This is a genomic window from Microbacterium sp. UBA3394 (genome assembly GCF_002358725.1).
GTDB classification, from domain to species: Bacteria; Actinomycetota; Actinomycetes; order Actinomycetales; family Microbacteriaceae; genus Microbacterium; species Microbacterium luteum.
In genome coordinates, this window is the sequence record NZ_DEPK01000024.1 from 23,820 (window position 1) to 47,001 (window position 23,182).

The following is a 23,182-nucleotide window of genomic DNA, read 5'->3' on the forward strand; positions in this document are numbered from 1 at the left end:
CGTCCCCGCGAGCGTCGACGGTGAGGTGCCGGGCTGATCTCGAGGTCTCCGCCACCGGCATCACTGCTCGTGGAGTCGCGAAGCTTCCGATCGAGGGCGAGTATCGTGACGGCGCGATCGTGGTCGCCGGAGAGTCGTATGCGCAGTCGATATGGGACCTGCCGACGCTGTCGGCATGGCGGGAGGCTCTGCCGGCGGCAGACATCATCGAAGTGACACGCACCCGCGTGCGCCTGGGGTCCGCGGCATCCGCTCGGCTCGCCGAAGAGCTACCACCGCTCGAAGATGCGGGCGCGCTCGTGAGCGTCATCACCGCACAACTGCTCACTTTCGCGCAAACGGGTGAGCCGGATGCCTGAACCAGCGCGCTGGCGCGGATGACCGTGCTCCGAGCGATCGAGACGCTTGAGCCGGGTGCAGTGGACATCGCACCCGACGCGATTGAGGAAATGCTGCTGCCCCGTGCTCAGCGAAGTCTCGAGTATCTCACTGACGCCGGCGTCGTCGAACGGCGCGCGAAGGACACCCTCCACGTTTCTGATCTGCTCCGCGGCCCGTTCGCGCACGGCATTGCGCTCGCCCTGGCGTTCCTAAGCGATGAGCTGGAGCCGGATGACCAGCCCCTTGATGATGCCGACCCGTTCGGCGATCCCGAGGCAATAGCCGAGATGGCGCGCCTCGGGATCGTCCATACGCCCGGGATGGCCGCAGAGATGATGAGGGAGCTCGCACCGCTACTCGCGGAAGATGGCATCGACCTCGACAACCTCGAGACGGATGCCGACCTCGACACGCTGAACACCGCTCTCGCTCGCGCGACCAAGCGCCGCAACCTCGAGTTGTTCACGCCTACCGGAGAATGGCGGGCGATGGCGCTCACCGTGCACCGCCTCGTCACGGAAGCGCTCGCCGAGGGCAACACTGATCTGGCGCGCACAATCATCGATGGCATCGAACCTGACCCGGTGGACAACCTCCCCTCCGTGGCGCAGGTCATCGGCGCGGGTCTCGGTGTCCTCGACCAGCAGCGACACGACGCCACGTTCGCGCAGGCCCTGTCGTCCGCTAAGCCGCCGGAGTCGGGAGCAGAGGCGATGCGAGCCGCGCGAGACATCCTCAGTGCGGCACGCAAGCAAGGCGCCTTCGATCAGCTGGGGAATCTGCACCGTCGCTACGCCGGCATGGCGATCCTCGAGGGTACACTGCTCGCGGTCGCCGGCACCGTCATCGCCCTCGCCGGTCTGAAAGGCGCGCACCTGCGCGAAATCGCTGACAGCGTGCTCAGCGGGTGATAGAGCGAGCGTTGGGTGCTTGCGGCTGCCGCGGCGACCGAGCGTCAATCAGTCGAGATCCGCACCGCTATCGGCTTGAGTCGATATAGAGCCTGATCTATCCTGGCGGTGATGACCTGGGATGTGCGGCTCTGGAGTGATGTGGAGTCGTGGCTCCTCGGACTGGACGACGACTCCTACGACGTGATCGCCGCGGCGATCGATCACCTGGCTGACAAGGGTGCGGTGCTCGGCCGGCCGCTGGTCGACCGGATCAAGGGGTCGCGTCACCACAACATGAAAGAGCTGCGGCCGGGCTCCGCCAGCGCGACCGAGATCCGGGTGCTGTTCGCGTTCGACACGAAGCGGCGGGCGATTCTGCTGATCGCGGGAGACAAGTCCGGGCAGTGGAAGAAGTGGTACGACGAGAGCATCCCGATCGCGGATGACCGATTCGATGAATGGCTCGACGGCGAGGAGGGCTGAGATGAGCAAGACGACGAACTGGAGTGAGGTGCGCGCCAAGCGTGCGCCGAACGAGACTTCCGTCGCGCGCCACCGCGAGCGGTTCGAAGCGGAGGAGCGGGCCTACCGTCTGCGTGAGGTGCGTGAGGAGCAGGGCGTCACGCAGAAGGAACTCGCCGAGCGGATGGCGCTCACCCAACCCACCATCTCGGCGCTCGAGTCCGGCGACCTCGACCGGTCGGGACTCGCCACTCTCCGGGCCTATGTCGAAGCGCTCGGCGGTACCGTGGAGATCACCGCGACGTTCGGAGAACGCAAGGTGATCCTCTCGGATGGGCACCATTCGGCTGCGTAAGAATCGCGTAAACCTGAACGCCCGCGAGCGCCTGCGAACCTCCACGTACACCGCCGCGAACCCAGTCGTATCAACAGAATCGCCTCTGAACGCCCGCGAGCAACCGCGCGGAGCCCGGGTTCAAATCCCTCCGTCTCCGCATTTTTGCGGGTGTTCAGTTACGTTCGCGTACGTTGAGTGAGGTTTACGTGTCGTTGCGGCGTGACCTGGGCAGTTCCTCTACGCGCGTATTGAAGCGATCTGCCCCACCGCGAGGTCCTGCGTGTCGCAGAGTGGTCAAGTGCGTCCCCTTTGCGTCCCGGGAGGCGGAGGGACGTTGTCCCTCGGCCTCTTGACAGGAGTCGGAATCTCTCCGGCACGCGCGGTGCGTCGGAGTAGAGATTTCTGTCGGCTCCAAAGGACGAATAGCTGGTGTCGGTGACCGATGAGTAGTTCCGAGTGACCGGTACTCGTCGGCGATTGTCATCTCTATCGATTGTTGGCGACAGTGCTCTCCCTGCACAGTGCCGAAAGTAACAGGATTAAACCGCCGCCGACACCGCAGTCGCATCTCGCATCAAGATGGCCCGCGCCGTCAGGCGCCGATGGTGCGTGGCCATTCGAAGGCCGGTGAAGTGATCGTCCGATTTGGGGGCCCGATCCGGTCGCGGCATATGTCTATGTTCTCGGCCGGACCGGAAGCCGACGCGGTTACGACTTGTCATTCCCACCGCTCATTCTGGCATCTGCCGTCAAGACTCTGGAGGCGAACAGCCACCTGCCGCTCCATCGGACGAGTCGGTCCTCGTAGCGACCGGTCATCTCGACGATTGGGGGAGACGGGCCCCACCCACCTTGCAGCAGGATGAGGTACGCGCGTCCTCGTGCCCCTTCTGCGTCCTCGCTCAGGGTGAGGTTCACGGTGATGTGACGTCCCATGCCGCCGGTGCGATCCGGAAACGCATCTCCCACGACCCGCAGTGCGCCGGCGCCCCGGTGCACCTGATTGCGATGCGGCAGGGCAAGGGAGCCGTCCGGCGTGAAGCACTCCGCCCACTTGTTGCCGTCGCCGCTGTCGATGCAGTGGCAGTAGTAGGCGTACAGATCGAGGATTTCCATGCGGTCCGCGGGTGTCAGACGGTCTCCGCCTTGCGTCTGACTCAATGGCTCATCCCGATGATGGCGCGGCTGGTAATCTGCCCGGACGCGAGATCCTCATAGGCGCGATCGGCTTCTTCGATCGAGTACCGAGCAGTGATCAATGTGTCGACATCTAGGACTTTCTCGCTCGCGAAGCGCACGATCTCAGGTAGATCCGTACGAGTGCGGGCGCCGAACGACCCGACGATCTCGTATCCGCGCCGCACTAGAGGTGTGATCTCGATTGATGCGGCAGCCCCGGCTGGCGCGATGCCAATGGCTACCATGCGACCGCCGTCGGCCAACATGCCGATCCCTTGGGTGAAGGTGCGAGAATTGCCCAGCGCCTCGAACACGACATCCGCGCCATCGTCCAGGAGCGCGCGCACGGCGGCGACGGCGTCGCCGGCCGATCCGTCCACAGCATCGGTGGCTCCGAGAGCGAGCGCGCTGTCAAGCTTCTCTTGCGCGATGTCGACTGCGACGACACGCTCTGCGCCGGCTGCGCGAGCCAGCGGGATGAGTGTGGACCCGATGCCTCCCACTCCGATGATTGCCACTTTAGACTCTGCCGTAATATTGGCCTGACGGTGCGTTGCGCCGAAGGCAGTGAGCCCGGCGCACCCAAGGATGGCGGCGTTCTCGACGTTCAGGCCGGGAGCGATCTTCGTCACCGCCGCGGCCGGAACAACGGAATACTCCGCGAGCCCGCCCATTGAGTACATCGCCAGGAACGAGCCGTCCGGCATGCGCAGGCGGCTCTCGCCGTCGTAGAGCGTGCCGTTCAAGCGATTCATCGCAAAGAAGTTGGCGCAGAGGTCGTCGCGGCCTCGACGGCATGCCGCGCATTCGGTGCACGGCATGATGAAGCCGCTGACTACGACGTCGCCCACGCGAAGATCCCCATCCTCGAGCCCTTCGCCAAGTGCGACGATCTCCCCGCTCACCTCGTGGCCGACCACGGCGGGGCGGGGGAAGGCGACCTCCCCCTTGAGGACATGCAGGTCGGTGTGACACACACCGCAGGCGATCACCCGCAGAAGGACCTCACCTTTCCGCGGCGAGGGCGTGTCAATGTCCATGACGGTCAGTCGCGGACTCTCGTCGAGGAGCACGGCGGCTCGCATCGTGGAGGGAATGGGCATCTATGACCTCCCGGTCTGTCGAGGTGTTCTCGTGCATTATGATATTTGATACACAAAGGAGTTGCATGAGATCTGACCTCGGCACGGAGGGCGGTGTCCTCACGGGCATCAGGGTCCTCGACCTAACGCACATTTTCTCGGGCCCCCAGGCGACCCAGATCCTCGGCGACCTCGGCGCCGACGTGATCAAGGTTGAGCGTGTCGAGGGGGGCGACCCTGCACGGCGATACGGGCAGGGCGTCGACGACGATGGTTTCGGGGCATCCTTCGTCGCACTCAATCGCAACAAGCGCAGTCTCGCACTCGATCTCGCCTCCGAGGAGGGGCGCGGGGTGCTGCGCAGGCTCGTGGCTGACAGCGACGTGCTCGTGCAGAACTTCAAGACCGGGCAGATGCAGAAGTGGGACCTCGACTACGAGGCGGCCCGAGCGATCAACCCTCGGCTCGTGTACTGCTCGATCTCGGGGTTCGGATCGGAGGGGCCGCTGGCGGCGCGTGCGGCGAACGACCTTGTCATCCAGGCCTACAGCGGACTGCTCAGCTTCACTGGGGAGGTGGGCGGCGGCCCCGTGCGCGTGGGCACCGCCGTCGCAGATCTGACCGCGGGGACGAATGCGGCCCTCGGTATCGTCGCCGCCCTGTTCCAGCGCGAGCGCACGGGGGAGGGCCAGGAGGTGCGCACCTCGATGCTCGAGGGCCTGGTGAACATGCTCAGCTACTTCTTCGCGGATTACTGGCAGAAGGGCGTCGTGCCCGAGCGGTTGGGGACGGCCAACCGGCTGGGCATCCCCAATCAAGCGTTCCCGACCTCGGACGGCTGGATCGTCATCTCCAACGCCAACGAGGCGATGTGGCGCCGCTGCTGCGCGGTTCTCGGGATCCCCGCTGTGGCCGAGGACCCGCGCTTCTGTTCGCTCGCCCGCCGCTACGAGAACACCGAAGCCCTCGTGGCGGCGGTGTCGGAGGCGACGCTACGCTTCACGACCGACGACATCGCGCGGCGGCTGGGTGAGGCGTCCGTCTCGTCCGGTCCCATCAACGATCTCCCGACGGTGGCGGAGGACGAGCAACTGGCGGCGCTCGGGACCTTCATCGAGGTGCCGGTCGGTCACGAGGGTGGCCGCACGGGGCGTGTGGTGTCGAGTCCGTTCTCGCTGTCTGCCGCTCCGCTGGCCGCGCGTCGCGGCGTGCCCGAGCTCGGCGCCGACAGTTCAGCGATCCTCGCTGAGCTCGGCTACGACGAGGGAGAGATCGCGGCGTTGAAGTTGGACGGTGTGGTCGATGGAATTTGATTTGTGATATTTGATACGCAGGCGTGATACGCTCGCGAGGTCGCGCCTGACGTGACCGTTTCGACGAGGAAAGGAAGTCTCGTGCTTACAAAGAAGTGGGCTTACGTAGGGTCCGCAGTGGTCCTGCTGGCGCTGACCGGATGCGCAGGTGGCGGAGGCGGCACCGGCGGTGATGGCGGAGAAGGTGGGGGCGGCGAGCCGATCACTCTCGGCATGGTCGCACCGCTGTCGGGCTCGTTCGCCGACGTTGGCGCCCAGATTGGCTACGGGGCGCAAGTCGCACTCGACGAGATCAACGACGCCGGGGGAGTGTTGAACGGTCGGGAGCTCGCGATCGAGAAGGCCGACACAGCCGACGGTGCCCAGGCGTCCGTGCAGGCCATCCGCGACTTCTCCTCGGAGGGACTCGACCTGGTCTTCGGCGAGCTGTCCAGCGCGAACTGCCTCGCCCTGGCGCCGCTCGTGGACGAGCTCGGCTCAGTCTTCATCACCACCACCTGCACCAACGACGACCTCACCGGCAAGGACGGCGGCGAGGCGCCCTTCGAGCGCTTCTTCCGCGTGGGTGCCACCAGCGCTCAGGACATGGTCGCGCTCGCGCGCACCATGAACGAAGCAGCGCCCGAGGTGACCACCTACGACGTCTTCGCCTTCGATTACGTCTCCGGCCACCTGCAGTGGGAGCAGTTCTCGGGAGAGCTCGACCAGCTCGGCGTGGACCTGAGCGCCGATGTGCAGTACTTCGTGCCGCTCGACGAGCAGAACTACACCTCCCAGATCTCGGCCCTCGCGGGTGTGTCCGAGGGCGCGGAGAACCGTGGCCTCTACCTCGGTACCTACGGTTCGGGCACGTCTTCGTTCATCAACCAGGCCGCCCAGTACGGGCTGTTCGACAACTACGACGTCGTGGTCAATTCTGGAAGCTACTGGCCCATCGCCACGTCCCTCAACGGCAGCGCGCCGGAGGTTTACAACGGCTACGACTACAACTACGCCGCCTACGACACCCCCGAGAACGAGGCGTTCGTCACGGCGTACACCGAGCTCGCGGAGAGCGTCCCGGACACGTGGGGCTACCAGGGCTACCTCGCCGTGAAGGCGTACGCCGCCGCGATCGAGGAGGCCGGCAGCGACGACGTCGACGCCGTCTTCGAGGCGCTCAAGGGCGTGAGCTTCATGACCCCACAAGGCGAGTTCACGATCGATCCCACGACCCACCAGGGCTCGGCGAACATCGTGGTCACCCACACCGTCGGCAACCCCGCGGAAGAGACCGGCGTCGAGGTCCTGGAGTCCTACGTCGTGCCCTACGCGGAGACCGAAAAGTAGGTCTCCCGGGCTCCCCGGGCGTGCGCCCGGGGAAGCCCGTCCACGCGGGCGAGATCCCGCGCTCGAAGCCACCGTCAACGAAAGAACGCGACGTGACCCAGTTCCTCACCGCCATCGTGAACGGTCTCGCCCTCGGCGTGCCGCTCTTCCTCGTGGCGAGCGGCCTCAGCCTCATCTACGGCGTGATGGGGGTGCTCAACTTCGCACACGGCGCTCTGTTCGCGGTCGGTGCCTATGTCGTGGCCACATCGCTCGCAGGTCAGACCGTCGGAATCGGCGGCTTCCTGCTGGCCGCCCTCGTCGGCGCCGTCATCGTGGGGGCGCTCGGCTTCATCAGCGAGAGGGCGATCTTCTCCCGACTCTACGCGCAGGGGCATGTCATCAACCTGCTGGCCTCCTACGCCCTCATGCTGATCCTCGACGGACTGATCATCATCACCTTCGGGCCGGGCATCTATCAGACTCGTCCGCCGCAGGAGCTTACGGCTCCGCTACGCGTGGGCGGGGTTATCCTCCCCTCCTACGCGGTGTTCCTCATCGTGGTGGGACTGACCGTCGCCGTGGCGCTGTGGTTCATGCTCGATAAGACGATGCTCGGCATCCGCATCCGCGCCGTCGCACACGACCGGATCACCGCCAGTGCCCTGGGCGTACGCACCCGGTGGGTGGGTGCGGGGGTCTTCGCAATGGGGACGGCGCTGGCCGGACTCGCGGGCGCGCTCGCAGCGCCGCAGCTCACGGTGGCGCCCGGTCTCGACGCGGTCTACATCATCCAATCGTTCGTCGTTGTGATCGTCGGAGGTCTTGGCTCGATCTGGGGGGCGCTGGCGGCATCGATCGGCCTCGGCCTGATCACGAGCTTCCTCATCACTTATGCCCCCGGGTGGGAGGCGTACGGCATGTACATCGCCATCGCCGTCGTGCTGCTCCTGCGCCCGCAGGGTCTGTTCGGCCGCACGAAGCTGCAGGGGGCATGACATGGTCATCACCAACCCCACCTCACTGATCAAGACCGATCGCAGGAGCTCGTTCGGTGGGGGCGCGGGGCGCGTCCTGGCGCGGTTTGACGTCATCGTCGTGGCCGTCGTCGTCGGCGTCGCAGTCTCGTTCGCGCAAGGGAACATCCAGTTTCTTGCCGCGACAGTCGCGATCTACGGCCTTTTCGCGATGGCGACGAACATGCTTGTCGGGTGGCTCGGGATCGTCACGTTCGGCGCTGCCGCCTACTTCGGGGCGGGAGCGTACTTTGTCGCCCTGATGCGCGAGTTCGAGATAGCCCCGCCGCTGCTCATTCTTCTGGCCGGTCTCGTCGGCGCCGTCCTGGCGTTGTTGTTCTCGGCCATTACGATCCGCGTCAATGGCATCGCACTCACCATGCTGACGCTTGTCTTTGGGCAGATCCTCTACCAGCTGCTGTTCTCGTTTTCCTTCCTCGGGGGCGACGACGGCATTCCCGGTGTCCCCTCCGGGCAACTCCTCGGGCTGCGACTGGCAAGGCCTGAGGACTTCTGGATTTACGCCATCGTCATCGTGACGCTGTGCGTGCTGCTGCTGAAGGTCGTTTACCGTTCCTCCTTCGGCCGGAGCGTTCTCGCCGTGCACGACGACCCGCTCCGCGCCGATTCGCTCGGCATCCCGCTGAAGAGCACGCGGGTGAAGGTCTTCGTCCTCGCGGGGTTCTTCTCGGCGATCGCGGGGGGACTGCTGGCCCAGCAGCAGGGGATCGTGACGAGCGAGAACCTGTACTGGATGACATCGGGACAGGTCCTCATCATGTGCCTCATCGGGGGCAGCGGACGCTTCTGGGGGCCGCTCATCGGGGCCGCCATCCTGCTCGTGCTGGAGAGCCAGCTGTTCCGCGGGATTAGCTACTCCGCCCTGTTCGTGGGACTGATTCTGCTCGCTGTCGTGATGTTCTTCCGCGGCGGTGTCGCCGGCCTCCCAGCACAGATCCGCGGATGGGTTCACTGGTTCGCCGATCGGCGGGACGCGAAGGCGAAGGAGGGCCGTTCGTGAGCGCGTTGCTGGAAGTGTCCGCCGTCGGCAAGTCCTATGACGGGGTCCCCGCCGTCACCGACGTGTCGTTCTCGGTCGTCGCCGGCGAGACCCTCGCGGTGATCGGCCCCAATGGCGCCGGCAAGTCAACCCTGTTCGGAGTCGTCGCCGGGGAGCACCGCGCGTCGACGGGCAGCATCCGCTTCCAGGGCGCCGATGTCACCTCCTGGCGCGCGAATCGGCTGGCCGGCGCCGGGATGAGTCGCACCTTCCAGGTGGCGCGCCTTTTCGGGAGCCGCACCGTGGAGGAGAACGTCGCCCTCGCGTTCGCCGCGAAGGATAGTTGGTACCGGAGAATGTGGGACTCCTTCGACTCGACGGTGCGCCATCACCGCGAGCGTCTGGACGCCTCGATCGAGCGGTTACACCTCGACCACGTGCGCGACCGGCTCGCCGCCGACCTGCCGCAGGGCGACCGGAAGCGCCTCGAGCTCGCCATGGCGGTCGCCCAAGACCCCGTGATGCTGCTTCTGGACGAGCCCACCGCGGGCATGTCGAACGAGGACTGCGACGTCACCGTCGCCCTGTTGGAGGAGATCAAGCGGGATCGGCCCGAGCTCGCGATCGTGATGACCGGACACGATATGCACGTGCTCCTGGCCGTGGCAACCCGCGTCATGCTCATGGCTGAGGGGCGGAAGGTACTCGACGGCGACCCCGAGGCGGTACGAACGAGCAAAGAGGCACGCGAGCTGTACCTGGGAGAGAACGCATGACCGCCACAGCGTTGCGCATGACGGGCGTCGAGGCCTGGTACGGGCCCGCCAAGGCCCTCTTCGGCATCGATCTGGAGCTGCGTGGGGGCGAGACGGTCGCACTGCTCGGGCGCAACGGCGCCGGGAAGACCACGACGCTGCGCAGCGTCATGAACCTGATGGTGCGGCGCACGGGCGACATCGAGGTCTTGGGCGAACCCGCGAAGGGCGGCGCCGACGCCATCGCGCGGCGGGGTGTCGGGTGGGTGCCCGATGACCGGCGCATCTTCCCGACTCTGACGGTGCGTGAGAACCTCACCCTCGCGCAGAAGGCGGGACGGTCGAAGGGGCGGGAGCCGGTCGCGCTCGACGAGGTCGTCGAGATCCTCCCGATCATGGGGCGTCTGATCGACCGACGCGGCTCGGCGCTGTCGGGCGGAGAGCAGCAGGCGGTAGCGATCGCGCGCGCGATCGTGGCTCGACCGCGGCTGCTGCTGCTGGACGAGCCCACAGAGGGGCTCGCTCCGGTGATCGTGGATGAACTGGAGCGGGCGGTCGCCGACCTGCCCGGTCGATTCGGGATGTCGATCGTGCTGGCCGAGCAGAACCTCACCTTCGTGCAAAGCGTGGCCCAGCAGGTGCTGGTGCTGGAGACGGGCCGGCTGGTCTACAGCGGAACGGCTGAGCAGTTCGCCGCCGACCCGGGGATCAAGGAGCAATTCCTGGCGATCGGTACTCGATGACCGGGGAATCGCGAACCCTTGCCGAGGCGGCCGCGGCGCTGAGCGGGGACGGGCTCCTCGAGCACGTGCGCGTGCGTGCCGCCGCGATCCTCCTCGACACCGTGGCCGGAGCTGTCGGAGGGCGCGGCAACGGGATGCACCGGCGTCTCGCGGATCTGCTCGAGCCCGCCGGAGGCGGACGGTCGACCCTTCTCGGGCGCGCCGAGACCGTCTCGGTGGGAGATGCCGTCGCCTACAACGCCACCCTCCCGACCGTGCTTCAGCTCGACGAGGGCGTCCGGCGCACGAAGGGCCATCCCGGAATCCATGTCGTCCCCGTCGTCCTGGCGGTGGGCGAGCAGCGCGGTAGTAGTTGGGCTGAGGTCCTCACGGCCCTCGTGGCCGGGTACGAGACCGCCGCCCGGATCGCGATCGCGATGGGGGGGACGAAGGCAGACATCCACCCGCATGGCAACTGGGGGAGCGTCGGCGCCGCCGTCTCCGCCGCACTCTTGTACGCCGGGCCCGACCCCGACGTCCTCACCCACGCCATCGACATCGCCGCCGGCGTGGCCGGCCGCTTCGACCGCCGGGCCGTCAACCGCGGCGCCGACACCCACCACCTCTGGTCCTCCGTCGGTGCGCACACCGGTCTGATGGCGGGCGCGACGGCGGCTGCGGGCGGCGAGAGCGTCCCCGACACCTTGGTGGACTATCTCCTCCCCACCAGCGGCGCGCGGCCCCGCGCCGAGCTGCTGGGCGAGGGCATCGACGACGGGCGGTTCCGCTCCTTTGTCCTGGCCGAGAACTACTTCAAGCTCTGGTCGGCGTGCGGCCACACCCACACCGCGATCGGGGCGGCCCTCGATGTCGCGGGTCGGGGCGGCTTCGTCGCCGACGACATCGAGGCAGTCGAGGTGCGGACGTTCGCGGCGGCGGCGAGCCTCGGCGCGCAGCGTGTGCGCAACGCTCTCGCGGCGCGTTTCAGCATCCCCTTCGTGGTCGCAGCGTCGTTCTTGGACGGCGAATTCACCGACGACTCTCTGGCCGACCCGGGCCTTGCCCGCCTGGCCCCTCTCGCTGGCCGAGTGCGGACGGTGCACGACCGCGAACTCGACGCTGGTTACCCCGAGGCGGGTCGCCCCCTTCACCTGACGGTGCGACTGCGGGACGGACGCGCTCTCGAAGCGGACGCTCTGCTCTCGGACGGGGACGCGGAGCGACCGGTGGGCACGGACGTGCTGCGCGCCAAGGCCCGACGGCTGCTGGCCCGTTCCTTCGGCGACGCGGGGACCGCGCGCGTGATCGAGGTCTTCGACGCGCTTGGTCCGGCCGATCCGGTGACCATATTCGGTGAGGCGCTGCGCGTTGCGGCGCGGGAAGGTTGAGGATGGACGCACACGACAAGACGACGTGGACCATCGAGCCGGTGTGTTTCGGGGAGTTCCCCATCCTGGAGCAGTCGGCTTTCACATACATGCGCGGCTTCGGTGAGAAGTTCTCGGCGCCCTCGATCGGATTTGTGCTGCGCTCCAAACTCGGCACCGTGCTGCTTGACACAGGACCCGGGTCGCAGTCCGGCGACCTCGGCCTGCACTCCCCGTACACCCAGACGCGCGAGCAGGAGATCGCCCCTGCGCTGGGCGCGATCGGCGTCGAGGCGGACGAGCTCGAGTGGGTCGTGCTGTCGCACCTCCACTACGACCACTCCTCCAACCTTGACCTGTTCCCCAACGCGACCTTCATCGTCCAGGCCGCGGAGGTCCGAGAGGCGGTCGATCCTATCCGGCCGCAGCGTGGGATCTACGAGTTCGGTTACGAAGGCCTCGTCCCGCCGTGGATGAGCGTCACCTCGCGTCTGCGGCTGGTGCGGGGCGACACCCGGCTGTTCCCGGGGCTCGATCTGCTGCTCCTGCCGGGACACACGCCGGGCACGCAGGGCGTGCTCGTGCGTACCGAGGCGGGACCTTACATCATCGCGGTCGACCTAATCAGCGTGCTCGACAACTGGGGCGCGGGGGGGCCGGACGACTGGGTCTCGCCCGGCATCCACGTCGACCTCCGGGAATGCGAGCGTAGCTTCGAGCGGATCCGCGCCACCGGCGCGACCGTGCTGGCCAGCCACGACTGGCGCACGTTCGACCAGCCGAAGTACCCCGCTCGATGACCGTTCGCATCGTCGTCCTCGACGACTGGGAGGGGTTCGCTGCCGATTCCGGCGATTGGTCCGCGCTCGGGGACGTGGACCTCGACGTCGTGACCGAGCACATCGACGGCGCCGAGGCGCTCGCCGAGCGGATCGGCGACGCCGAGGTCGTCGTCGCGATGCGCGAGCGTTCGCCGTTGCCCGCGGTGGTGATCGACGCTCTTCCTCGTCTTCGGCTCCTGGTGACCACGGGGATGCAGAACGCCGCGATCGATCTCGACGTGTGCCGCCGACGCGGGGTGACCGTGTGCGGCACGCGCTCGCATCCCGGCGCCGCGTCGGAGCTGACGTGGGCGCTCATCCTCGCCGTCGCCCGGCGTACGGACCTGGCGGTGCCCGAGATGCGCGAGGGGCACTGGCGCTCCCGTGTCGGGACAGCCCTACACGGTCGTCGGTTGGGGCTTCTCGGACTCGGCCGCGTGGGGAGCACCGTGGCGCGCGTGGGGTCGGCCTTCGGGATGGAGGTTTCCGCCTGGACGCCGTCGCTCACGTCCGAGCGTGCAGCGGAGACGGGCGCGGTGCGCGCCGGATTCGACGAGGTCGTGGCCTCGGCGGACATCCTCTCGCTGCATCTGGCACTAACCCCAGAAACGGCGGGGATCATCGACGCGCGAGCCCTGGGACTGCTTCCCCCCCGCTCGTGGTTGGTGAACACGGCGCGCGCGGGTCTCGTCGATCAGGAGGCGCTCGTCGACGCGCTGGATGCGGGCTCGATCGCGGGAGCGGCGCTGGACGTGTTCGACCGCGAGCCGCTAGCCGCCGACTCTCCGCTGCGCGCTCGCCGGAACGTTCTGCTCACCCCTCACTCGGGGTACGTGACCGATGCAAATCTCGCGCGCTGGTTCGACGACATCCGCGACAACATTCGTGCGTGGATCGATGGCAATCCGATCCGTCTCGTCGGGGATGCGTGATACTGTATCAAATATCAGAAAGGGTCCGCGGTGGAATTCTCGACATTGAAGACGCTACTCAACGACGACGGCGTACTGGTGGTTACGATGGATCGCCCGCCGGTCAATGCGCAGAACCTCCTTGCCCGGGAGGAACTCATCGAAGCGTTCGACCGCGCCAGTGCGGATGACGCCGTGCGTGTGGTGGTCCTGACCGGGGCGGGAGAGGTCTTCAGTGCCGGGGCGGACATCAAGGAACGCGGTTCCCTCGTTGCCGAACCGCACGCGTACGTCTCGCACAACCGTGTCACCCGGGAGTCTTTCTTCGCGCCCGCGGACTGTCAGAAGCCCGTCATCGCCGCGATCAACGGGCCCGCCATCGGCGCCGGCTACGCGCTGGCGGCCATGTGCGACATCCTCCTCGCCGCCGAGGAGGCGTGGATCCAGATGCCCGAGATCGACCGCGGGCTCCTCGGCGGAGTGCAGTTCCTGAAGCAGCACTTCTCGCGTTCGCGCTCGCGCTTGCTGTTCTTCACCGGGCGACGCGTCGACGCCGCCGAGCTCTACCGCCTCGGGATCGTTGACGAGGTGGTGCCGCGCCGGGACCTCCTCGACGCGGCACTGGTGGTCGCCCGGCAGATCGCCCGCAAGAGCCCCGACGCCGTCCGCCGAGCGAAGGCGGCGTTCACCGCCTTGGAGGAGGTGCCGCTGCGCGACGGCTACCGCTGGGAGCAGACGCAGACCTTTGAGTTGTCGCAGACCGCCGACGCCGCGGAGGCGCGGGCGGCGTTCCTGGAGAAGCGCGAACCCCGATACGGACAGGGATGACACGATGCAGTTGAACGGGCGGACCGCTCTGGTCACCGGTGGTGCCGACGGCCTCGGGTGGGCGATGGTGCAGCGTTTCTCACGCGCTGGCGCCCGGGTCGTGATCGCCGATCTGCGGGAGGACGCGGCGGCCGAGCGCGCCGCCGAGATCCGTGACGGCGGAGGATCGGCGACCGCCGTGGGCGTCGACGTCACTGACGAGCTAGCCGTGACGCGGATGTTCGACATCGCCGCATCCGCGGAGGGCGTGCCTCAGATCCTCGTCAACAACGCCGGGGTCACCCGGGATGCGGTGCTGCGCAAGATGAGCCTGGACGACTTCCGGCTCGTGATCGACGTGCACCTCCAGGGCGCGTGGCTGTGCACCCGCGCGGCGGTGTCCGCGATGCGCGGCGCCGGGCTGGAGGGCGCGATCGTCAACATGTCGTCCATCTCGGGCAAGGTCGGCAACCCAGGCCAGAGCAACTACTCCGCCGCGAAGGCCGGGATGGTGGGGCTGACGAAGTCCGTGGCCAAGGAGGTCGCGCGCTACGGGGTCCGCGTCAACGCGATCGCGCCGGGCCTGATCCGCACGATCATGACGGAGCGCATGGACCAGGACGCCCTCGCGCGCGGTATCGCGGATGTCCCCTTGGGACGTATCGGCGAGCCCGAGGACGTCGCCGAGGTGGCCCTCTTCCTGGCAAGCGAGAGCTCTTCCTACCTGACCGGCTGTGTGCTGGAAGTCTCCGGCGGAAGGAACATGTGAGATGACCGAGGCCACGACGACGGAGTTGCGCGTGGGGGATGTCGTGTCCCTCGGACCGCGCCGTATGACACGCGAGCGGATGCGCTGGTACTGCGACGCGTTGGAGACCGCGGCGGAACGCGACGGGAACTTCGTCGTAGCCGAGCCGACGATTCACTCCGACGACGACTTCGCCCTCGCCCAGGGGCTGCCCGGCATCATCGCCGACGGCATGCTCTCGACAAACTATCTCTCCAGTCTCCTCTATCGACACTTCGGAGTGGACTACCTCGCCGGCGGCGAGCTCGACACGAAGTTCATCCGCCCGGTCTACGAGGACGAGATCATCGACGCCTTCGCCAAGGTCGTCGGCGACGAGGGCGGCATGGTCGAGCTGGAGGTGTGGTGCGAGACGTCGGAGGGCCGCACCTGCACGGTCGGTCGCGCGAGCGTACGGAGGTCGGCGGCATGAGCACCGGAAGATTCGTGAGTGATCTGGAAGTGGGCGACGTGCTGGAGCCCGTCCGCTACGTCATGACGCCGTTCATCGTGCGCGAGTACTGCCACGGTATGGACGAGTTCGCGGAGGAGTTCCACTCGGACGCGGCGACGGGCGTGCAATACGCACCCCCGACTCTCACCCACATCGACAAGATCCGTCTCTACAAGAAGAACTGCCCTGAGGGCGCGGGCCCGGACGCCCGCATCCACTACCGGTTCCACACCCGGCATCACCGGTTGATCCCGGTCGGCGCGGAGCTGGAGGTGAGGGGCGAGGTCGTCGGCAAAGAGGAGCGCCGGGGCCGCACCCACATGCGGATGGAGATCCGGGTCAGCGTCGCCGAAACGGGCGATCTCGTGACCGAGGCGTGGGACACGGCGATCCTGAGCTTTTCCCAAAGCTGACGAAGACACACAAGGCGGAGACACCCATGCACGCACTCTTTTTTGAGGACATCAACCCCGGCGACGCATTCGTCAGCACGGGCAGGACGATCACCGAGACCGACGTCGTCAATTTCGCCGGAGTCAGCGGCGACTTTAATCAGATCCATCTTGATGCCGAGGCGGCGAAGAAGTCGATGTACGGACAGCGCGTCGCGTACGGCATGCTCGGCGTCTCCATCGCGACCGGGCTGCTCGACAGGCTCGGGCTGTTCCGTGAGTCGATGGCGGCCATGCTCGAGATTGAGGACTGGAAGTTCCAGCGTCCGATTTTCATCGGCGACACCCTGCATCTGCGGTTGGTCATCGAGTCCACGCGGCTCGTCAGCCGCGGCGACCGCGGCATCGTGCGCCGACGCCTGGAACTGATCAATCAGCGCGGCGAGGTGGTGCAGTGTGGCATCATCACGGTGATGGTGCTGTGCCGCTCGGCCGCCCTCGGTGCCCCCCAGCCCGAGGAGTCCCTGGCCTGATGCTCATGCGGAAGCGCCGAACCTTCTCACGCCGCGGAGGGGTCGGGCTCGTCAGACCAGAAGTCCTGCCGCTCCAGCACGCGCACCGCCTGCTCCCCCGTGTGGGCGAAGTGGCTCGTCAGGGCCGCGGAGGCCGACGCCGCGTCGCCTGCGCGCAGCGCCGCGATGATCTCGTCGTGCTCGGCGATGGCTCGTTCCTTCCACTCCCACTCCACGGGCTGGGCGAAGAACGCACTCGGCATGTTCCGCGACAGCACCCGCAGCACCGAACGGAGCCGCCGGGATGCTCCGGCGCGATTAATGAGCTGGTGGAAGGCGAAGTTCAGCCGATCGTGCTCGTGGGGGTCCTCGGTCGCTCGCATCTCGCGTTGGACCGTTTCGAGCTGGTTGAGGATGTCGACGTCGCCATGTCGGGCGAGGCGTCCCGCCGCGATGCCGGAAAGCATGCCGTACATCTCGTAGTGGTCGCGGATGTCGTCGCGCTCGAGTTGCGCGACGTACATGCCGCGGCGGGCGATGCCTTCGACCAGCCCTTCGGACTCGAGGGTGATCAGCGCCTCGCGCACTGGGAGGCGGGAGACGCCGAGGTTCTCGGCGATGCGGTCCTGATCGATCCGCTCGCCTCGTCGCAGGTCGCCCGAGAGGATCAGGTCGCGCACGTGCTGAGCCACCTCCTGCTTGAGGTTGCCGCGGGCCGCCGGGCCGATCTCCTCGGTACTCATGCTCGTGTCTCTTTCTTTTGCCGGTCTCGTCATCGGCTGATACTTGATAACGAAATGGTCGCCTGATGTTATCGCACGCTCCCGAGGCATCCGGGAAATACATGGACTGGATACGGCGACTCGCCGCAGCGAGTGCGGCCGAGGGGACGCACCGCCTCGGAACGCTCGCTCGCGTCGACGAGGGTGCGCGGAGGCGGGGCGCGGCTGAGGTGCGCCGCGGTGCCGTCGTGTCGCTCGCGCTGCCGCTGACCGACGGCGCGAACCTCCGCCGCGACGGCCTGCCGGTGTTCGAGCTGCAGACCTTCTACCGCCAGGAACCGACCGGAGTCTTCACCGATCCGGCGATCGGTTCGGGCACGGATCACGTGCGCTTCGACCCTCACGGCATCGACAACACCCACATCGACGCGCTCAACCACACCGCCGTCGACGGCCGCTGGTATGGCGGGGGCAGCGTGGACGACCCCGCAGGCCCCGGCCTCGCCGAGTTCGCCCCCGAGGGGGTCGTTACCCGCGCGGTGCATCTCGACATCGCAGCGCTGAGAGGCGTGCCGTTCGTGCCCCCCGAGGCGCCGGTGACCGCCGCCGACCTCGAGGCGGCGGTGGCGGCGACCGGCCGGACGATCGAGCCCGGCGACGTCGTGATGATCGACCTCGGTCGTGACCGCTACGTCGCCGCCGGTGGCGCACTGCGCGCCGACATCAGGCCCGGCGTTGGCGAGTCCGGGGCGCGGTGGCTGGTTGAGCAGCCCATCGCCGCGGTGGCATGGGATCTGCTGGATGCCAAGCATCCCGCCGAGCCCCCGGCCGCGGTGCACCTGCTCAATTGGGCCATCGGGCTCGTGCTGGTCGACAATTGCGACTTCTCCCATGCCCGCGCCGCGCTCGCGCAGAACGGTCACGCCGCGCTCTTCTGCGCCGCCCCGCTGCCGGTCGCCGGTGCGACCGGGGGGAACATCAACCCATTGATCGTGCTGTGAGGACGTACTCCATGGATTTCACCGATCGCACCGTCGTGGTCACGGGTGCCGCCGGAGGCATCGGCGCCGCCGTGGCCGACCACCTCGCCCGAGCCGGCGCGCGGGTGTACGGCTTTGACCTCGACCCGGGCGTGGAGGGGCGGATGTCGACGCTCGGCGGGACCGGCATGCCCGTCGACGTGGCCGACGCCCCCTCCGTCGACGAGGCAATCGCTCGCGTCGTCGACGAAGTCGGTGCCGTCCATGCGCTCGTCAACGCTGCGGGCATCGTCCGGAGGAGTCCGTTCGTCGACATGCCTCTGCCGGAGTTCGACCTCCTCTGGAGGGTGAACGTCCTCGGCGTCCTGGTCCCGAGCCAGGCGGTGGCGCGCGCCATGATCGCTGCTGGGACCCCCGGGGCGATCGTCAACTTCGCGTCCGTGGCGGCCGAGCACGTGGGGCCGACGAGCTCCGGCTACGCCGCGACCAAGGGGGCCATCGTATCTCTCACGCGAGGCGCGGCGGTGTCGCTCGCGCCCCACCGGATCCGGGTGAACGCTGTGATGCCCGGTCCCGTCGAGACGCCGATGAACGCCGGCCTGCGCGAGGACCCGGAGTACATGCGGGCGCTCCTCGCCCGCATCCCACTCGGCAGGCAGGGGCGCGCCGACGAGGTCGCGCAGGCTGTGGCCTTTCTCTGTGGGAACGGGGCCGAGTGGATCACCGGTGAGGTCCTCCGCATCGACGGCGGGGTTTCTGTCCTTCGCTGAGCGATCAGCGAGTCGAACGAAACGAAGCGAACCGAAGGAGTTCTGATGAGCATTGTCGAGAGTGCGGGATCCGAGGAGTCGGGCGGGGATGTGCCCGTGCTGGGGCACTGGATCGACGGAGCGGTGCAGGTGTCCGCCGGCGGCCGAACTGCGCCGGTGTACAACCCCGCGACGGGGGCGGTGTCCGGGCGGGTGAAACTCGCCGACGAGCCGGTGATCGCGAAGGCGATCGCATCGGCCGAGGCGGGGTTCGCGGCGTGGAGCGCGCTGTCGATGGCGAAGCGGCAGGGGGTGCTGTTCGCGTTCCGCGAGCTGCTGAACGCCCGCAAGGGCGAGTTGGCGGCGATCATCACCGCCGAGCACGGCAAGGTCGTCTCTGATGCGATGGGGGAGATCCTTCGCGGGCAGGAGGTGGTCGAGCTCGCCTGCGGGTTTCCCCACCTGGTAAAGGGTGCGTTCAGCGAGAACGTGTCCTCGGGCATCGACGTGTACTCCCTGAAGCAGCCGCTCGGGGTCGTGGGCATCGTTTCTCCGTTCAATTTCCCGGCGATGGTTCCGATGTGGTTCTTCCCCATCGCGATCGCGGCCGGCAACGCGGTGGTGCTCAAGCCCAGCGAGAAGGATCCGTCCGCGGCGCTGTGGATGGCGGCGCTGTGGAAGGAGGCGGGCCTTCCCGACGGCGCCTTCACGGTGCTGCAGGGCGACAAGCTCGCGGTTGACGGGCTGCTGGAGAGCCCGGTGGTGCAATCGCTCAGCTTCGTGGGGTCCACGCCCATCGCGCAGTACATCTACGAGACCGCGTCGCGTCACGGGAAGCGCGTGCAGGCGCTGGGTGGAGCGAAGAACCACATGCTCGTCCTCCCGGACGCGGATCTGGATCTAGTGGCCGACCAGGCCGTCAACGCCGGCTACGGCGCGGCCGGCGAGCGATGCATGGCGATCAGCGTCGTACTGGCCGTGGAGCCGGTCGCGGATGAGCTCGTGGCGAAGATCGCGGAGCGGATCGCGGGCCTGCGGATCGGCAACGGTGCCGGTGACGCCCTCGGCGAGCCTGACATGGGTCCGCTGATCAGCGACGCGCACCGCGATAAGGTCTCTGGATACGTCGACATCGCCGAAGCCGACGGCGCGACGGTCGTGGTCGACGGTCGCGGGGTGCGCGTGGATGGTCACGAGGGCGGGTTCTTCTTCGGCCCCACGCTCCTCGACGACGTCCCGACCACCTCGCGCGCCTACGCCGAGGAGATCTTCGGGCCGGTGCTCTCGATCGTGCGCGTCGCGTCCTACGAGGAAGGGGTTGCTCTGATCAACTCTGGAGAGTTCGGCAACGGTACGGCGATCTTCACCAACGACGGGGGCGCAGCGCGCCGGTTCCAGTCCGAGGTCCAGGTCGGGATGATCGGGATCAACGTCCCGATCCCGGTGCCGGTGGCCTATCACTCGTTCGGCGGCTGGAAAAAGTCGCTCTTCGGCGATGCCAAGGCGTACGGCGTGCACGGATTCGACTTCTTCACGAGGGAGAAGGCCGTCACCTCCCGATGGCTCGATCCCGCCAGTCACGGCGGCATCAACCTCGGCTTTCCTCAGAACAGTTGATGTCTAGCTCAGGGATTGAGTGCGTTTCAAGGACAGGCAATCGTGGACGCATCGAGGGCTGCCAAAGGATAGCCATGGAGATACGCGCCCTACATGACGGCTGGAGCGCGTCTCGTGCGTTCCCTGCTGGGGTGGAACTGGAGGAACCACGATGACCGCAAGCTTCGTATACGACGCTGTTCGCACACCATTTGGGCGCGCTGGCGGTGCTCTATCCGGCATCCGCCCCGACGACATGGCGGCGGTGGTCATGCGTTCGCTCGTGGAGCGCTCCGGGACCGATGCCACACTTATCGACGACGTGATCCTCGGCGACGCAAATCAGGCGGGTGAGGACAACCGCAACGTAGCTCGAATGTCCGCGCTCCTCGCCGGTTTTCCTACGACCGTGGCCGGTACGACAGTGAACCGTTTGTGCGCATCGTCGGTCGAAGCAGTGATACAGGGGTCGCGAGCGATCGAGACCGGCGACGCGAAAGTCATCCTCGCCGGAGGGGTGGAATCGATGAGTCGTGCGCCCTTCGTCGTGGAGAAGTCGGCGCGGGCATGGCCTGCGGCCGGCAATCCGACAATGTGGAACACATCGATCGGTTGGCGAATGACCAACCCCGCTATGCCGAAGCACTGGACTATCAGCAACGGCGAGTCGGCCGAGAAAATCGCCGCGGAATGGAGGGTGTCCCGTGAAGCGCAGGATGAGTTTGCCGTGCGCTCGCACCGGCTGGCGGCGAAGGCATGGTTGGAGGGCATCTACGATGACGAGGTTGTGCAGGTGCCCGGCGCTGAATTGGCGAGGGACGAGGGAATTCGTGACGATAGCACCATCGATACACTTGCGTCGCTGAGGGCCTTGTTCGCGGCCCACGGTACTGTCACAGCCGGAAACTCATCACCGATCAACGATGGCGCCTCCGCGGTGCTCCTAGGCGCTGAAGGTGCGTTGCGCGGTGAACCACTCGCACGGATCGCAGGGCGCGCGTCGCACGCGGTGGAGCCGGACAACTTTCCGATCGCGCCGATTGAGGCAGCCAACAAAGCGCTCTCGCGCGCCGGGAAAAGATGGGCGGATGTCGATGTCGTCGAACTGAACGAGGCGTTCGCTTCGCAGGCGCTCGCATGCATCGCGGGATGGCCCGAACTGGACGCCGAGAAGGTCAATATTCATGGCGGGGCGCTGGCTATCGGCCATCCGCTGGGTGCGTCCGGTGGGCGAATCGTCGGTCATGCAGCGCACGAACTGAGGCGCCGCGGTGGTGGAGTAGCGGTCGTCGCAATCTGCATAGGTGTCGGCCAAGGGCTCGCCGTCGTCCTCGAACGATGAGCCTTCGAGGCCACTAACTCTCGGCGCCACTGATGGACAGGTGAAGCGACGTACCCGGTGTCAATGTGAGAAGCGCATGCGCATAGTGGCCGATAGACTGCGGCGCGTAACGTGCGTCTGAATCGCGTCCCGTTCAGTCGCTCCGAGCATTCGTCAACGCCCACGAACGCCGTTGCGAATCCCGGCAAATCAACATGACTCTTCTCGAACATGCAAGAGTGTTCTCATGCAGGCGGGGTTCAAATCCCTCCGTCTCCGCCACGAAATTTCGGCTCCGATCCCTTGAAAACACTGGGATCGAGGGCATCACCCCATCGGCGGAATCGGCCATTTGGGAAGAATCTGGGAAAGCGCGCGCGAGTGGGGGGGACTGCTGCACGAGTAGGTGACATCTGATCTGGCTTGCCCTTGGGGTGGGCCTGGAAGGATGTTGCTGTGCCCAAGCCCTACCCGAGCGAGTTCCGTGACGATGTGGTCCGCGTCGCGAGGAACCGCGAGCCCGGAGTGACGATCGAGCAGATCGCGAAAGACTTCGGTGTTCACCCGATGACGCTGCAGAAGTGGTTGCGTCGCGCCGGCATCGACGAGGGCGCCAAGCCCGGGGAGACGCGGACTGAGTCCGCGAAGCTGCGGGAGGCGCGCAAGCGGATCCGGCTTCTCGAGCAGGAGAACGAGGTGCTGCGTCGTGCGGCGGCGTATCTGTCGCAGGCGCATCTGCCGGGAAAAGGCTCTACCCGCTCGTGACCGAGCTCGCCGCCGACGGTATCCCCGTCGCGGTGACGTGCCGGGTGCTCAAGCTCTCCCGCCAGCCGTACTACCGGTGGCTGAGGGACCCCGTCACCGCCAGCGAGGTGGTGCGGGCGTACCGCGCAAACGCACTGTTCGACGCGCACCGCGACGACCCCGAGTTCGGGCACCGGTTGCTCGCCGACGAGGCCCGTCAGGTCGGCGAGGGCATGTCGGACCGGACGGCGTGGAAGATCGTATCGCAGAACGGCTGGTGGAGTGCGTTCGGGAAGAAGCGGGGCCGTGGCAGCGGGAAGAAGGCTGGTCCGCCCGTCCATGACGATCTCGTCGGCCGGGACTTCACCGCGACCGGACCGAACCAGCTGTGGCTGACCGACATCACTGAGCATCGCACCGCGGAGGGGAAGCTGTATCTCTGCGCGATCAAGAACGTGTTCGCGAACAAGATCGTCGGGTACTCGATCGACTCCCGGATGAAGTCGAGCCTGGCCGTCAACGCGTTGAACAACGCCGTCGCGATCCGCGGCGATATCGCCGGCTGCGTGGT

At 67.0% G+C, this 23,182-nt stretch carries 27 protein-coding genes; 24 read left to right on the forward strand and 3 right to left on the reverse strand.

Annotated features, from left to right (window positions below):
• Positions 1–20 precede the first annotated feature (20 nt).
• The 4 genes from B4E30_RS01145 (at position 21) to B4E30_RS01160 (ending at position 2,091) form a co-directional block, all read left to right on the forward strand.
• On the forward strand, positions 21–359 hold the full coding sequence (locus B4E30_RS01145; protein WP_286793137.1) for a hypothetical protein: 339 nt from the start codon (positions 21–23) through the stop codon (positions 357–359).
• Between the two features lie 18 nt (positions 360–377).
• Positions 378–1,292, forward strand: coding sequence for a hypothetical protein (locus B4E30_RS01150; protein WP_286793138.1), 915 nt, complete (start codon positions 378–380; stop codon positions 1,290–1,292).
• Positions 1,293–1,403: 111 nt separating this feature from the next.
• A complete protein-coding gene (locus tag B4E30_RS01155) occupies positions 1,404–1,757 on the forward strand; it encodes a type II toxin-antitoxin system RelE/ParE family toxin (RefSeq protein ID WP_286793139.1) in 354 nt (117 codons plus the stop codon).
• 1 nt (position 1,758) lies between these two features.
• The gene (locus B4E30_RS01160; RefSeq protein ID WP_286793140.1) at positions 1,759–2,091 is read left to right on the forward strand and encodes a helix-turn-helix domain-containing protein; all 333 of its coding nucleotides are present in this window, start codon (positions 1,759–1,761) and stop codon (positions 2,089–2,091) included.
• Positions 2,092–2,781: 690 nt separating this feature from the next.
• On the opposite strand, the gene B4E30_RS01165 is transcribed toward B4E30_RS01160, so the two are convergent.
• Together B4E30_RS01165 and B4E30_RS01170 are read right to left on the reverse strand one after the other, a co-directional pair.
• Entirely contained in the window at positions 2,782–3,234 is a 453-nt protein-coding gene (locus B4E30_RS01165; RefSeq protein ID WP_286793141.1) for a nuclear transport factor 2 family protein, read from the reverse strand.
• Positions 3,231–4,355: a zinc-binding dehydrogenase gene (locus B4E30_RS01170; RefSeq protein WP_286793142.1), complete on the reverse strand. Its 1,125-nt coding sequence runs from the start codon at positions 4,353–4,355 to the stop codon at positions 3,231–3,233. The genes B4E30_RS01165 and B4E30_RS01170 overlap by 4 nt, the downstream gene beginning before the upstream one ends.
• A gap of 65 nt (positions 4,356–4,420) precedes the next feature.
• On the opposite strand from B4E30_RS01170, the gene B4E30_RS01175 reads away from it, so the two are divergent.
• The 14 genes from B4E30_RS01175 (at position 4,421) to B4E30_RS01240 (ending at position 16,520) form a co-directional block, all read left to right on the forward strand.
• Positions 4,421–5,647, forward strand: coding sequence for a CaiB/BaiF CoA transferase family protein (locus B4E30_RS01175; RefSeq protein ID WP_286793143.1), 1,227 nt, complete (start codon positions 4,421–4,423; stop codon positions 5,645–5,647).
• 81 nt (positions 5,648–5,728) lie between these two features.
• Complete coding sequence (locus tag B4E30_RS01180; RefSeq protein ID WP_286793144.1) at positions 5,729–6,976, forward strand: ABC transporter substrate-binding protein; 1,248 nt, start codon at positions 5,729–5,731, stop codon at positions 6,974–6,976.
• Positions 6,977–7,068: 92 nt separating this feature from the next.
• The gene (locus tag B4E30_RS01185; protein WP_286793145.1) at positions 7,069–7,953 is read left to right on the forward strand and encodes a branched-chain amino acid ABC transporter permease; all 885 of its coding nucleotides are present in this window, start codon (positions 7,069–7,071) and stop codon (positions 7,951–7,953) included.
• 1 nt (position 7,954) lies between these two features.
• Complete coding sequence (locus tag B4E30_RS01190; RefSeq protein WP_286793146.1) at positions 7,955–8,992, forward strand: branched-chain amino acid ABC transporter permease; 1,038 nt, start codon at positions 7,955–7,957, stop codon at positions 8,990–8,992.
• A complete protein-coding gene (locus B4E30_RS01195) occupies positions 8,989–9,747 on the forward strand; it encodes an ABC transporter ATP-binding protein (protein ID WP_286793147.1) in 759 nt (252 codons plus the stop codon). Before B4E30_RS01190 ends, B4E30_RS01195 begins: the two co-directional genes overlap by 4 nt.
• Positions 9,744–10,469: an ABC transporter ATP-binding protein gene (locus B4E30_RS01200; RefSeq protein ID WP_286793148.1), complete on the forward strand. Its 726-nt coding sequence runs from the start codon at positions 9,744–9,746 to the stop codon at positions 10,467–10,469. The genes B4E30_RS01195 and B4E30_RS01200 overlap by 4 nt, the downstream gene beginning before the upstream one ends.
• The gene (locus tag B4E30_RS01205) at positions 10,466–11,836 is read left to right on the forward strand and encodes an MmgE/PrpD family protein (protein ID WP_286793149.1); all 1,371 of its coding nucleotides are present in this window, start codon (positions 10,466–10,468) and stop codon (positions 11,834–11,836) included. Before B4E30_RS01200 ends, B4E30_RS01205 begins: the two co-directional genes overlap by 4 nt.
• A gap of 2 nt (positions 11,837–11,838) precedes the next feature.
• Positions 11,839–12,615, forward strand: a complete 777-nt coding sequence (locus tag B4E30_RS01210; RefSeq protein WP_286793150.1) for an N-acyl homoserine lactonase family protein — start codon at positions 11,839–11,841, stop codon at positions 12,613–12,615.
• Complete coding sequence (locus B4E30_RS01215; protein ID WP_286793151.1) at positions 12,612–13,568, forward strand: D-2-hydroxyacid dehydrogenase family protein; 957 nt, start codon at positions 12,612–12,614, stop codon at positions 13,566–13,568. The genes B4E30_RS01210 and B4E30_RS01215 overlap by 4 nt, the downstream gene beginning before the upstream one ends.
• Before the next feature lie 30 nt (positions 13,569–13,598).
• Positions 13,599–14,375, forward strand: a complete 777-nt coding sequence (locus B4E30_RS01220; RefSeq protein WP_286793152.1) for an enoyl-CoA hydratase/isomerase family protein — start codon at positions 13,599–13,601, stop codon at positions 14,373–14,375.
• Between the two features lie 4 nt (positions 14,376–14,379).
• Positions 14,380–15,123: a 3-oxoacyl-ACP reductase FabG gene (gene fabG / locus B4E30_RS01225; RefSeq protein ID WP_286793153.1), complete on the forward strand. Its 744-nt coding sequence runs from the start codon at positions 14,380–14,382 to the stop codon at positions 15,121–15,123.
• A gap of 1 nt (position 15,124) precedes the next feature.
• Complete coding sequence (locus B4E30_RS01230; protein WP_286793154.1) at positions 15,125–15,574, forward strand: MaoC family dehydratase; 450 nt, start codon at positions 15,125–15,127, stop codon at positions 15,572–15,574.
• Positions 15,571–16,008 carry a hypothetical protein gene (locus tag B4E30_RS01235; RefSeq protein ID WP_286793155.1) on the forward strand — a complete coding sequence of 146 codons (438 nt, stop codon included), beginning with the start codon at positions 15,571–15,573 and terminating at the stop codon, positions 16,006–16,008. The genes B4E30_RS01230 and B4E30_RS01235 overlap by 4 nt, the downstream gene beginning before the upstream one ends.
• A gap of 26 nt (positions 16,009–16,034) precedes the next feature.
• Positions 16,035–16,520, forward strand: a complete 486-nt coding sequence (locus B4E30_RS01240) for a MaoC/PaaZ C-terminal domain-containing protein (RefSeq protein ID WP_286793156.1) — start codon at positions 16,035–16,037, stop codon at positions 16,518–16,520.
• A gap of 26 nt (positions 16,521–16,546) precedes the next feature.
• On the opposite strand, the gene B4E30_RS01245 is transcribed toward B4E30_RS01240, so the two are convergent.
• The gene (locus tag B4E30_RS01245) at positions 16,547–17,242 is read right to left on the reverse strand and encodes a GntR family transcriptional regulator (protein ID WP_286793157.1); all 696 of its coding nucleotides are present in this window, start codon (positions 17,240–17,242) and stop codon (positions 16,547–16,549) included.
• A gap of 65 nt (positions 17,243–17,307) precedes the next feature.
• Here B4E30_RS01245 and B4E30_RS01250 point away from each other — a divergent pair, with 65 nt between their 5' ends.
• The 6 genes from B4E30_RS01250 to B4E30_RS01275 form a co-directional block, all read left to right on the forward strand.
• Positions 17,308–18,222, forward strand: coding sequence for a cyclase family protein (locus B4E30_RS01250; RefSeq protein ID WP_286793158.1), 915 nt, complete (start codon positions 17,308–17,310; stop codon positions 18,220–18,222).
• Between the two features lie 11 nt (positions 18,223–18,233).
• Positions 18,234–18,971 (forward strand): SDR family NAD(P)-dependent oxidoreductase, encoded by a 738-nt coding sequence (locus tag B4E30_RS01255; RefSeq protein ID WP_286793159.1) that lies wholly within the window; start codon positions 18,234–18,236, stop codon positions 18,969–18,971.
• Between the two features lie 45 nt (positions 18,972–19,016).
• Entirely contained in the window at positions 19,017–20,567 is a 1,551-nt protein-coding gene (locus B4E30_RS01260) for a CoA-acylating methylmalonate-semialdehyde dehydrogenase (RefSeq protein WP_286793160.1), read from the forward strand.
• A gap of 151 nt (positions 20,568–20,718) precedes the next feature.
• Positions 20,719–21,888, forward strand: coding sequence for a thiolase family protein (locus B4E30_RS01265; protein WP_286793161.1), 1,170 nt, complete (start codon positions 20,719–20,721; stop codon positions 21,886–21,888).
• Positions 21,889–22,323: 435 nt separating this feature from the next.
• Positions 22,324–22,632: a transposase gene (locus tag B4E30_RS01270; RefSeq protein WP_286793162.1), complete on the forward strand. Its 309-nt coding sequence runs from the start codon at positions 22,324–22,326 to the stop codon at positions 22,630–22,632.
• Positions 22,629–23,182 (forward strand): DDE-type integrase/transposase/recombinase (locus B4E30_RS01275; protein ID WP_286793163.1); only part of this gene is annotated, 554 nt, incomplete at its 3' end. The genes B4E30_RS01270 and B4E30_RS01275, both read left to right, overlap by 4 nt.

Bases quoted from the DNA above. Each gene is read 5' to 3' on its own strand.
- B4E30_RS01150 (WP_286793138.1), top strand. From the start codon at position 378: ATGACCGTGCTCCGAGCGATCGAGACGCTTGAGCCGGGTGCAGTGGAC.
- B4E30_RS01155 (WP_286793139.1), top strand. From the start codon at position 1,404: ATGACCTGGGATGTGCGGCTCTGGAGTGATGTGGAGTCGTGGCTCCTC.
- B4E30_RS01160 (WP_286793140.1), top strand. From the start codon at position 1,759: ATGAGCAAGACGACGAACTGGAGTGAGGTGCGCGCCAAGCGTGCGCCG.
- B4E30_RS01170 (WP_286793142.1), bottom strand. From the start codon at position 4,355: ATGCCCATTCCCTCCACGATGCGAGCCGCCGTGCTCCTCGACGAGAGT.
- B4E30_RS01175 (WP_286793143.1), top strand. From the start codon at position 4,421: ATGAGATCTGACCTCGGCACGGAGGGCGGTGTCCTCACGGGCATCAGG.
- B4E30_RS01190 (WP_286793146.1), top strand. From the start codon at position 7,955: ATGGTCATCACCAACCCCACCTCACTGATCAAGACCGATCGCAGGAGC.
- B4E30_RS01200 (WP_286793148.1), top strand. From the start codon at position 9,744: ATGACCGCCACAGCGTTGCGCATGACGGGCGTCGAGGCCTGGTACGGG.
- B4E30_RS01205 (WP_286793149.1), top strand. From the start codon at position 10,466: ATGACCGGGGAATCGCGAACCCTTGCCGAGGCGGCCGCGGCGCTGAGC.
- B4E30_RS01210 (WP_286793150.1), top strand. From the start codon at position 11,839: ATGGACGCACACGACAAGACGACGTGGACCATCGAGCCGGTGTGTTTC.
- B4E30_RS01215 (WP_286793151.1), top strand. From the start codon at position 12,612: ATGACCGTTCGCATCGTCGTCCTCGACGACTGGGAGGGGTTCGCTGCC.
- fabG (WP_286793153.1), top strand. From the start codon at position 14,380: ATGCAGTTGAACGGGCGGACCGCTCTGGTCACCGGTGGTGCCGACGGC.
- B4E30_RS01230 (WP_286793154.1), top strand. From the start codon at position 15,125: ATGACCGAGGCCACGACGACGGAGTTGCGCGTGGGGGATGTCGTGTCC.
- B4E30_RS01235 (WP_286793155.1), top strand. From the start codon at position 15,571: ATGAGCACCGGAAGATTCGTGAGTGATCTGGAAGTGGGCGACGTGCTG.
- B4E30_RS01240 (WP_286793156.1), top strand. From the start codon at position 16,035: ATGCACGCACTCTTTTTTGAGGACATCAACCCCGGCGACGCATTCGTC.
- B4E30_RS01245 (WP_286793157.1), bottom strand. From the start codon at position 17,242: ATGAGTACCGAGGAGATCGGCCCGGCGGCCCGCGGCAACCTCAAGCAG.
- B4E30_RS01250 (WP_286793158.1), top strand. From the start codon at position 17,308: ATGTTATCGCACGCTCCCGAGGCATCCGGGAAATACATGGACTGGATA.
- B4E30_RS01255 (WP_286793159.1), top strand. From the start codon at position 18,234: ATGGATTTCACCGATCGCACCGTCGTGGTCACGGGTGCCGCCGGAGGC.
- B4E30_RS01260 (WP_286793160.1), top strand. From the start codon at position 19,017: ATGAGCATTGTCGAGAGTGCGGGATCCGAGGAGTCGGGCGGGGATGTG.
- B4E30_RS01265 (WP_286793161.1), top strand. From the start codon at position 20,719: ATGACCGCAAGCTTCGTATACGACGCTGTTCGCACACCATTTGGGCGC.